Here is a 9,876-nt window from a genome sequence, read left to right as displayed (position 1 = left end):
GCCCAAAACGCCTGCCAAAGGTGCGTCCAGCCGCCATTGCTGTCATCTCAGCACATCCAACCATGGTCGGCGCTCATTTGTGCAGACCTTCCTTAGGCGGTGGCGCGGGGATGCCCACGGCATGACGCGGCCTGATCCGATGCAAAGCGGTGTCACGGCCAGCCCCGCGCCAGCCCTCAGGCTATGCCCTACACTGCGGCGCGCACCCCTCTCCGACCTGCCGACGCCTGTCGTCCGACGATGACCCAGCAAACGATCGACTTCACCCCGCCGCCACCGTCCGATGGCGGCGAGTCCCTGACCCTGGCCCACTACGCCGAGCGCGCCTACCTGGAGTACGCCCTCAGCGTGGTCAAGGGCCGCGCCTTGCCCGATGTGTGCGACGGGCAGAAGCCTGTGCAGCGCCGCATCCTCTACGCGATGGAGCGCATGGGCCTGGCGTTCTCCGGCAACAGTGGCCCCAAGCCGGTCAAGAGCGCCCGCGTGGTGGGCGACGTGCTGGGCCGCTACCACCCGCACGGCGACACCGCCGCCTACGACGCCATGGTGCGCATGGCCCAGGACTTCGCGCTGCGCTACCCCCTCATCGACGGCCAGGGCAACTTCGGCTCGCGCGATGGCGACGGCGCGGCCGCGATGCGCTACACGGAGGCGCGCCTGTCGCCCATCGCCCGCCTGCTGCTCGACGAGATCGACATGGGCACGGTGGACTTCATCCCCAACTACGACGGCTCCACCGAGGAGCCCAAGCAGCTGCCGGGTCGCCTGCCTTTCGTGCTGCTCAACGGCGCCAGCGGCATCGCCGTGGGCCTGGCCACGGAAATTCCCAGCCACAACCTGCGCGAAGTGGCCGCGGCCACGGTCGCCCTGATCAAGAACGACAAGCTCTCCGACGACGAGCTCTTCGAGCTGCTGCCCGGGCCGGACTTCCCCGGCGGCGGCCAGCTGATTTCCGCCCCCAACGACATCCGCGAGGCCTACCGCACCGGCCGCGGCAGCCTCAAGGTGCGCGCCCGCTGGGTGATCGAGGACATGGCCCGCGGCCAGTGGCAACTGGTGGTCACCGAGCTGCCGCACGGCACCAGCGCGCAGAAGGTGCTGGAAGAAATCGAAGAGCTCAGCAACCCGAAGATCAAGGCCGGTAAGAAGGCCCTGACGGCCGAGCAAACCCAGCTCAAGGCCGTGCTGCTGTCGGTGCTGGACACCGTGCGCGACGAGTCCAGCAAGGACGCTGCCGTGCGCCTGGTGTTCGAGCCCAAGACGCGCACCGTGTCTCAGCAGGAACTGGTCACCACGCTGCTGGCCCACACCAGCCTGGAGGGCTCGGTCTCGGTCAACCTGACCATGGTCGGCGCAGACGGCAAGCCCATGCTCAAGGGCGTGCGCCAGATCCTGGGCGAGTGGATCGGCTTCCGCATGGACACCGTCACCCGCCGCACCCAGCACCGCCTGGCCAAGGTGCTCGACCGCATCCACATCTTGGAGGGCCGGCAGCTGGTGCTGCTCAACATCGACGAGGTCATCCGCATCATCCGCGAGAGCGACGAGCCCAAGCCCGCGCTGATCGAGGCCTTCAAGCTCTCGGAGCGTCAGGCCGACGACATCCTCGACATCCGCCTGCGCCAACTGGCCCGCCTCGAAGCCATCAAGATCGAGCAGGAGCTGGCCGAGTTGCGTGGCGAACAGACCAAGCTCGAAGAGATCCTGGGCAGCCCCACCGTGCTGCGCCGCACCGTCGTCAAAGAGATCGAGGCCGATGCCAAGCAGTTCGGCGACGAGCGCCGCACCCTCATCCAGGCTGAAAAGCGCGCCGTGGCCGAGGTCAAGGTCATTGACGAGCCGGTCACGGTCGTCATCAGCGAGAAGGGCTGGGTGCGCGCCCGCACCGGCCATGGCCACGACCCGGCGGGCTTCGCCTTCAAGGCCGGCGACGGGCTGTACGGCACCTTCGAATGCCGCACCGTGGACCCGCTCATCGTGCTGGGCAGCAACGGTCGCGTGTACAGCGTGCCGGTCAGCGCCTTGCCCGGTGCGCGCGGCGACGGTCAGCCCATCACCACCCTGATCGAGCTGGAGTCGGGCACCCAGCCAGCGCACTACCTGGCCGGTCACCTGGAGCAGACCATCCTGCTGGCCAACTCGGGTGGCTTTGGCCTGCTGGCCAAGCTCGGTGACCTGACGACGCGCCAGAAGGGCGGCAAGTCCTTCCTGTCGCTGGACGAGGGCGACACGGTGCTGCCGCCGGTGGTGGTGCAGGCCGCGCACACGCAAGTGGCCTGCCTGAGCGCCGATGGCCGCATGCTGGTGTTCGGGCTGGATGAGCTCAAGCTGCAACCCAACGGCGGACGCGGCCTGACGCTGATGGAGGTCGATGCCAAGGCCGCGCCGCTGGCGTCGGTGGCCACGGTGCACAACGGCGTGCGCGTCATTGGCACCACGCGCGGAGCCAAGCCCAAAGAGGAAGACGTGCGCAACTCGGCCTACACCGCCCACATTGGCAAGCGCGCCCGCAAGGGCAAGCCGGTGGATGCCTTCCAGAGCGTGCTGCGTTTGCAAGCCCTGGCTTGAGTGCCCGCACTCGGGTGGTTTTGCGCCCGGTGGTGCCCTGATGCCCCGTGCGCTAGGGCTGCCGCTGCTATGAACCAGCCAGCCATGTGCTGGCTTTTCTTTTCACCCAAACACAAAAACCCAGGAGTTCTCCATGTCCCTGTCAGCCCCCACCCCCGTCCGCCTCGTCGCGGCGCTCAGCCTGGCCTTCGCCGCATCGGCCCAGGCCATCGTGGTTGATGCCCCTGCTGGCTCGATCACCTTCAACTGGGGCTTGGACGCCGAGAACAGCGAAACGCAGACCTTCCAGTACGTCTCCCCCGGTGAGGCCGATGCCGCCCTGAGCACCGGCGGCGTGCGCACGGCCCAGGTCGGCAACGTGTCGGCCAGCGTCAACGCCTGGGTCGACCCGGTCAGCGGCGTCTTCAAGTCCATCAACACCGCCACCACCGGCAGCGCCAGTCGCCCGGCCAGCATCGCGCAGTCCTACGCTCGACTGGACCTCACCGACACCGTGCGCATCAGCGGCCCTGGCGCCACCACCACCGGCACCTTCCGCATGAGCTACGACACGCAGTTCAGCGGCCTGGGCCTGACGCCCTTTGAAGCCGGTGACCTGGCCCAGCACCTCATGCAGGTCGACTCCACGCGCTACGCCTCGCTGTCGTACCAGCTGCCCAACCCGCTCTACGACCCCGCTGCCGAGTGCACGGGCTCCGGTGAACTGTTTGAATGCGGCCCCGAAACCAACCCGTTTCTTGACTTCAGCGAATCCGGCGGCAAGCAGCTGTTTCGCGAATGGGCACAAAGCGAGCGCGGTTTCATCTACGGCAACGGCGACGCCGACAACGGCCGCTACACCGGTGAAGTCCTGCTGACCCTGGTCGTGCCCACCGGCGTGGACCTGCGCCTGGACTACTCCGTGCACAACAACGCCCGCTGCTTCCACCTGAGCAACTGCAGCGTGTCGGTGGACGCCGGCCACCCCGATCACATCGGCCTGGAATTGGCCGACGGCTACGCCTTCACCTCGTCCCTGGGCCTGCGCTACGAAGGCCTGGCCGCCTCCGTGCCCGAGCCCACCAGCCTGGGCCTGATGCTGGCCGGCCTGCTTGGCCTGGGTGCGGTGCGCGCGCAGTCGCGCCGCCAGTCACGCGCCTGATCAACCCCACACCCGCTGCACCACCCCGGCGTACAGCGGGATGCCGATCAGGATGTTGAAGACGAAGGTCACCGCCAGCGACAGCCCCAGGTAGAGGCCCGGCTTCGCCTCGGGGATGGCGTGGCGCAGCACCGCGGGCACGACGATGTAGGACGCGCTCGCGGCCAGCACCACCAACAGGATGGCGTCGCCCGCACCCAGGTGCAGCACGGCCGCCAGCCCCATCGCGATCAGGCCGTGCACCAGCGGGCCGCACACGCCGTACAGCAGCAGCGCGGGGTGCACCGTGCGCAAGGCCGGCAACTGGCGCGCCACCAGCAGGCCCAGGTCCAGCAGGAAAAGGGCGAGCATGCCCTTGAACAGCGCGCCCGAGAAGGGCTCCATCATGGCCTTGCCCTGGTCGCCGGTGACGAAGCCGATGGCCAGGCTGCCCAGCAGCAGCAGGTTCGCGCCATCGGTGAAGGCCTCGCGCACCACGTGGCCGACCGAGGGGCCGGCGGAGGTCGCCTGACCGTGCGCGGCCGCCCCCAGCGCTTCCTGCCGGCGAGCCCAGCTGGCCAGTGCCATGGCCATCAGGATGGCCGGCGACTCCATCAGCACCAGCGCCACGGCCATGTGCCCACCGAAGTCGATGCCCTGCGTTTGCAGGTACTGCGTCGCCGTGATGAAGGTGGTCGCGCTGACCGAGCCGTAGGTGGCCGCCACCGCCGCCGCGTCGAAGCGCGAGAGCAGCCGGCGCAGCAGCAGGTAGCCCAGGGCAGGCACCAGCAGCGACAGCGCCATGGCCGCGCCCAGGCTGGCCACCACCTGTGGGCCGAAGCCGGCGTGGGCCAGCGAGAAACCGCCCTTGAGCCCCACCGACATCAGCAGGTAGAGCGACAGGAAGCGCGCGATTTGCGGCGGCACCTCCAGGTTGGAGCGCAGCAGGCCCGCCGTCACGCCGAAAACGAAGAAAAGTACGGCGGGGTCGAGCAGGTTGTTCAGGGCATTCATGGGGCGGATGCTAAAGATTTGATGGCATCATGAAAAATCAAATGTTGCGAACTGATCCATAGATATAAACCTATGCATGTCACCTGGCGACAGCTGCGCCTTTTCCGGGCGCTGGCCCACACCGGTTCGGTCACGGGTGCGGCCGAGGCAGAGCACGTCACCCAGCCCACCGTGTCGATGCAGCTGCGGCAGTTGTCCGAGGCCGCGGGTGTGCCTTTGTACGAAGCGCTGCCGCGTGGCGTGCGCCTCACCGATGCGGGCCAACGCCTGGCGCACGCCTGCGAAGACATCCTCCACCGCTGGGCGACCTTCGAGATGGAGATGGCCGACCTGCAAGGCCTCAAGCGCGGGCGGCTCGATGTGGCCGTGGTCAGCACGGCCAAGTCCTTCATCCCGCGTCTGCTGGGGCCCTTCTCGCAGCGCTATCCCGACATCGACGTGCACCTGGAGGTGGCCAACCGCGACAGCATCGTGCGCAGGCTGGAGCAGTCGCTGGACGACCTCGTCATCATGACCACGCCACCCGAGCACGTGGCGCTGGAGGCTGAGCCCCTGCTCGACAACCCGCTCGTGCTGCTGGCCGCGGCCCAGCACCCGCTGGTCGGCCGCAAGCGCCTGGCCCTGAAGGCCGTGGCGGGCGAGCGCTTCATCTTGCGCGAGCCTGGTTCGGGCACGCGCATCAGTTGCGAGCGGCAGTTCCAGCAATGGGGCTTCAGCCCGCGCGTGCAGATGTCCCTGGGCAGCAACGAGGCCATCAAGCAGGCGGTGGCGGGGGGCTATGGCCTGGCGGTGCTGTCACGCCACGCCCTGGACCGCGACCCCGCGCACGAGGGCCTGGCGGTGCTGGACGTCAAGGGCTTTCCCATCGCCTCGCGCTGGTACCTGGTGCGTCGCCGCGAGCGTCAGCCCACACCAGTGGCGGCGGCTTTCCTCGACTTCCTGCGCGAATCCTTGGCGGGCCAGAACGCCCGCCCGAGGGCGCAGCTCAAACCCGCACCACGGTGACCGAGCACTCGGCCTCGGCCACCACCTGCGCGCTGACGCTGCCCAGGTAGCGGCGCAGCGTGGAGTTGCCGCGCGCGCCCATCACGATGTGGTCCACCTGGTTCTTGGTGGCGAACTCGACGATGGCACTGGCCGTGTCGGGCGCCTCCAGCACATGGAAGGTGAGGCGGTGCTCGTCCATCTGCAATTGCTGCTGCAGGGGCCGCGCCCAGTGCTTGATGGCCACCAGTTGCTGCACGTGCAGGCTGTTGCCCTGGTCGTCCACCAGCGTGTCCATGCCGATGCGGGCCGTCTTCATGACGCTGACGCAGGCCAGGCGGGCGCCGGGCTCCATCTGCATGATGCGGCGCACCGTGCCCAACAATTTCTTGTCGAGCGCCGGCGTGCTGTTCTTGATGCCGACGGCCACCATGATGATGGGGCTGCGCTCGACATGCTGGTTGGCGCCGTCTTCGCTCTTGGGCTCGGCACCCATGGCCTTGAACCAGCGCTTGACGGTGCTCAGCGTGCTGCCCGTGGCCATGCGCTCGGCGCGCGTGGTCAGGGGGATCTGTTCGGGGTGCTGCAGGTCCAGGGCCAGCTGGGCGCCGGTCTGGTAGCGCAACTCGGGCTGCACTTCCAGGCAGCGCAGGATGACCTCCTGCAGCCACAGCGGCGTCTCCGAGCGGTGGGCGCGCGGCGGCACCGGGTCGGTGTAGAGCCGCTTGCGCAGGCCTGAGACGCTGCTCGGGTTGCCAAAGGGGCGCTCGCCCGTGGTCAGGTGGTAGAGCATGACGCCGAGCGCGAACAGGTCGCTGCGCGGGTCCTTGCGCACGAACTGGACCTGCTCCGGCGAGATGTACGGCCCCGTGCCCATGGGCAGCGAGAACTCTTCTTCCAGCAGGTCGGGCAGCTGGTCGTGGCGCGACAGGCCGAAGTCCACCAGCACGGCCTCGCCGGTGGGGCGGAACATGATGTTGCTGGGCTTGACGTCCAGGTGCACGAGGTGCTGCTTGTGCAGGTCGTGCAGGGCCAGGGCCACGCGCTGGCCGATGTCGGCGACTTCCTCGAAGGGCAGGGGCGCCTGATCGAGGCGCGGCCTCAGCGAGTCACCGCCGATGCGCTCCATCACGATGTAGGGCTGGCGCGTGAAATCGCCTTTGGCCACCACGCGCGGCACGTGCGTGCCCTTGAGCGAGGGCATCACCATCTGCTCGACCTCGAAGCCGACGATGGAGGCAGGGTCTTCGCCGCCCTTGATGCGCGGGATCTTCATGATCAGGGGCAGTGGCTGGCCCCGGGCGTCCAGGGTGCGCGGGCAGGGCTGCCCTTGGGCGTCCACCTCGGTCACGTCCCACACGGTGGCCATGCCGCCTTGGTGCAGCCGCTCTTTGAGCACGAAACCGTCGATGCGGTCGCCGGGCTGCAGCTTGGCGGGGTGGGTCATCATGGTGCGGGCCCGGGTGCGTCAGCTGCCATCGATCAGGCGTTGCGCGAGCGAGGCGGGCAGGCCGGCTTCCAGCACACGGCGCGCGGCGGCTTCGTGGTCGTAGGGCACGCGGTGGAAGGTCAGCTCCGCCTTGCTCACATCGAAGACGGCGTAGCAGGCGGCGGGGTTGCCATCGCGGGGCTGACCGACCGAGCCGGGGATGGTCAGCCAGCGGCGCATGGGCGAGAGCTGGATGGGCGTGCCATCGACAGGGTGGAATTCGCCCGACTTGCCGGTGGACGAGAGGTGGTAGAGGCAGGGCTCGTGCATGTGACCGCAGAACACGAAGGGTTGATGGCTGGCGAAGAGGCTGCGCGTGGCTTCGAGCCGGCCGTGCAGGTAGCCCCAGTGTGCCGGGTCGTGGACGTTGGCGTGGGCGAAGAGGCAGTCGTCCTTGACGATGGTCAAGGGCAGGGCTTCGACGAAGGCCACGTGAGCGGGTGTCAGCTGGGTGCGGGTCCAGGCCAGCGAGGCCTGCACGTGGCCGCCCATGTGGTGGCTGCCTTCGTGGCGGATGGCGTCGTCGTGGTTGCCCTTGACGACGCTGGCGCCCTCGGCGTGGCGGGCCATCACGAAGTCCATGACCCAGGCCGGGTCGGCGCCGTAGTCCACGAAGTCGCCCAGCAGGACGGTGTGCTCACAACCTTGTGCCTGGGCGTGGGCCCAGACGGCTTCAACGGCCTGCCGGTTGGCGTGCAGGTCGGACAGGATGGCGAATTTCATGGGATGGGTGCAACGGCGAACGGGCCAGTCTAGCCCGCGCGCCACCCCCCATCAAGCTGGGGCAGTCAGGACTTGACGCCGCCGGCTTCCCGCATCTCGCGGCGCAGTGCCACGGCGTCGGGCTGTCGCATGCCGCCGGTGGCTTCGATGCGGAAGACCTGCACGGTCTCCGACACCGTCTTGGCCCGGCTGGCCAGGCTCATCGAGGCCGCAGCGATCTCTTCCACGGCGGCCGCGTTCTGCTGCGTGATGCCATCGAGCTGAGAGACGGCCGCGTTGATCTGCGAGATGCCGCTGAGTTGCTCGGTCGCGCCGCCGCTGATCTGGTTGACCAGGGTGGTGACGTGGGCCACGGCCTGCACGGCCTCGTCCATGGTGAGCTGCGCGGTGCGGGTCAGCTCGCTGCCGGCGCGGACCTTCTCGGCCGAGTCGGTGATGAGTTGCTTGACCTCGCGGGCAGCGGTGGCGGTGCGACCGGCCAGGGCGCGAACCTCGGAGGCCACCACCGCGAAGCCACGCCCCTGCTCGCCGGCACGGGCCGCTTCGACCGCGGCGTTCAGCGCCAGGATGTTGGTCTGGAAGGCGATGCTGTCGATGACCTGGATGATTTCGCCGATGCGGTGGGACGACTCCTCGATGCCGCTCATCGTCTGCGTCACGCTGCTGACGACGGCGCTGCTGCGCTCGGTGATGGTCGTGGTCTGCTGGGCCAGGTCGGCGGCCTGGTGGGCGGTGTCGGCGCTGTGCCTGACCGTGCCGGTGATTTGCTCCATCGACGCGGCGGTCTGCTGCAGGCTGCTGGCCTGGGCTTCCGTGCGGCTGGAGAGGTCCTGGTTGCCCGCGGCGATTTCGCGGGTGGCCAACAGCATCTCGTCCACCTCGGTGCGCGCGTCTTTGACGATGGAGCGCAGGTTGACGTTGAGCTGGTTGAGCGAGCGCGTGAACTGCCCGATGAGGTCGTGCCGGTCCGACTGGATGGACTGCGTCAGATCGCCCGCGGCCATGCGGTTGGCAATGTCCATCAGGCCATGGATGGGGCCGAGGGTGATGTGGCGCAGGTGCAGGCTCACGCCCCAGGCCACGGCCACACCGACCAGCAGGTAGGCGATGAGCCAGGGCGAATGGAGGCCCGTGCCTTGCCCTGCGGCGAACAGGCCGGCGGCAAAGGCCGACAAGGTCGCCACCGCGGTGATCAGGGTCAGGCGGGCGCTCATGCCGGGGGTGAGGGCTTCCTTGATGCGGCCCGCCGTGTCGTTGCGCACCACACGGCCTCGGCGCAGCACGTGGACCAAGGTGCCTTGTTCTTTTTCCCGCGCCATGGTGCGGTAGAGCGCGTCGGTGGCGATCACGTCTTCGCGGCTGGGCTCGGTGCGCACCGACATGTAGCCCACGGGTTGGCCGTTCTCCATCAGCGGCGTGACGTTGGCTTGCACCCAGTAAAAGGTGCCGTCCTTGCGGCGGTTCTTCACCGGCGCCGTCCAGGGCTTGCCCGAAGCGATGGTCTCCCACATGTCGCGGAAGGCTTCTTCCGGCATGTCGGGGTGGCGGATCATGTTGTGCGGCTGCCCCAGCAACTCCTCGCGCTGGTAACCGCTCACCAAGATGAACGAGGGGTTGCAGTAAGTGATGCGGCCTTTGAGGTCGGTGGTCGAGACCAGGGTCTCGCCTTTCGGGAAGGCGAACTCATGGTCGGTGACCGGCAAATTCAGGCGCATGACGTCCCTTTCTCATCTGATCCAGACGCGACAGGTTGTTCAACGCCCACCTGCCAGGGCCGGAAACCCTTGTGAGGCTTCCTTCGCACTTCTTCGGTCATGTTGCCACCGGGTTGAGGCCCTTGGCGCCAAATAAGCCCATCCCAGGTGGTACTTATTGCTGCTTTGCAGCGAGCCCGGCCGTGCGCTTGATCTGTGTCAAATGTGAGCCTGTGGGGCGGCTTTGGTAACATGCGTCCACATCGCCCCAGGGAAACGCGCCC

Annotated in this window: 7 protein-coding genes; 3 read left to right on the top strand and 4 right to left on the bottom strand. The window is 68.1% G+C overall.

What is annotated here, in order from left to right:
- Window positions 1-240 precede the first annotated feature (240 nt).
- Together parC and EV672_RS08465 are read left to right on the top strand one after the other, a co-directional pair.
- Entirely contained in the window at window positions 241-2,568 is a 2,328-nt protein-coding gene (parC, locus tag EV672_RS08470; RefSeq protein WP_133608171.1) for a DNA topoisomerase IV subunit A, read from the top strand.
- 133 nt (window positions 2,569-2,701) lie between these two features.
- Entirely contained in the window at window positions 2,702-3,709 is a 1,008-nt protein-coding gene (locus EV672_RS08465) for a PEP-CTERM sorting domain-containing protein (protein ID WP_133608169.1), read from the top strand.
- Here EV672_RS08465 and EV672_RS08460 read toward each other — a convergent pair whose 3' ends face one another.
- Window positions 3,710-4,693, bottom strand: coding sequence for a sodium-dependent bicarbonate transport family permease (locus EV672_RS08460; RefSeq protein WP_133608249.1), 984 nt, complete (start codon window positions 4,691-4,693; stop codon window positions 3,710-3,712).
- A gap of 81 nt (window positions 4,694-4,774) precedes the next feature.
- On the opposite strand from EV672_RS08460, the gene EV672_RS08455 reads away from it, so the two are divergent.
- Window positions 4,775-5,707 (top strand): LysR family transcriptional regulator, encoded by a 933-nt coding sequence (locus EV672_RS08455; protein ID WP_133608167.1) that lies wholly within the window; start codon window positions 4,775-4,777, stop codon window positions 5,705-5,707.
- Here the strand turns inward: EV672_RS08455 and EV672_RS08450 are convergent.
- The 3 genes from EV672_RS08450 to EV672_RS08440 all read right to left on the bottom strand — a co-directional run bounded on the left by EV672_RS08450 (window position 5,688) and on the right by EV672_RS08440 (window position 9,613).
- Complete coding sequence (locus EV672_RS08450; RefSeq protein ID WP_133608165.1) at window positions 5,688-7,136, bottom strand: bifunctional serine/threonine-protein kinase/universal stress protein; 1,449 nt, start codon at window positions 7,134-7,136, stop codon at window positions 5,688-5,690. The genes EV672_RS08455 and EV672_RS08450 overlap by 20 nt on opposite strands.
- An 18-nt stretch (window positions 7,137-7,154) precedes the next feature.
- Entirely contained in the window at window positions 7,155-7,898 is a 744-nt protein-coding gene (locus tag EV672_RS08445; RefSeq protein WP_133608163.1) for a metallophosphoesterase family protein, read from the bottom strand.
- A 65-nt stretch (window positions 7,899-7,963) separates the two neighbouring features.
- The gene (locus EV672_RS08440) at window positions 7,964-9,613 is read right to left on the bottom strand and encodes a methyl-accepting chemotaxis protein (protein ID WP_133608161.1); all 1,650 of its coding nucleotides are present in this window, start codon (window positions 9,611-9,613) and stop codon (window positions 7,964-7,966) included.
- Window positions 9,614-9,876 lie beyond the last annotated feature (263 nt).

The sequence above is a fragment of the Aquabacterium commune genome (genome assembly GCF_004362855.1).
Lineage (GTDB): Bacteria > Pseudomonadota > Gammaproteobacteria > Burkholderiales > Burkholderiaceae_C > Aquabacterium > Aquabacterium commune.
The sequence above is the reverse complement of the archived record's forward strand: the minus strand, read 5'-3'. Positions and strand labels throughout refer to the sequence as shown.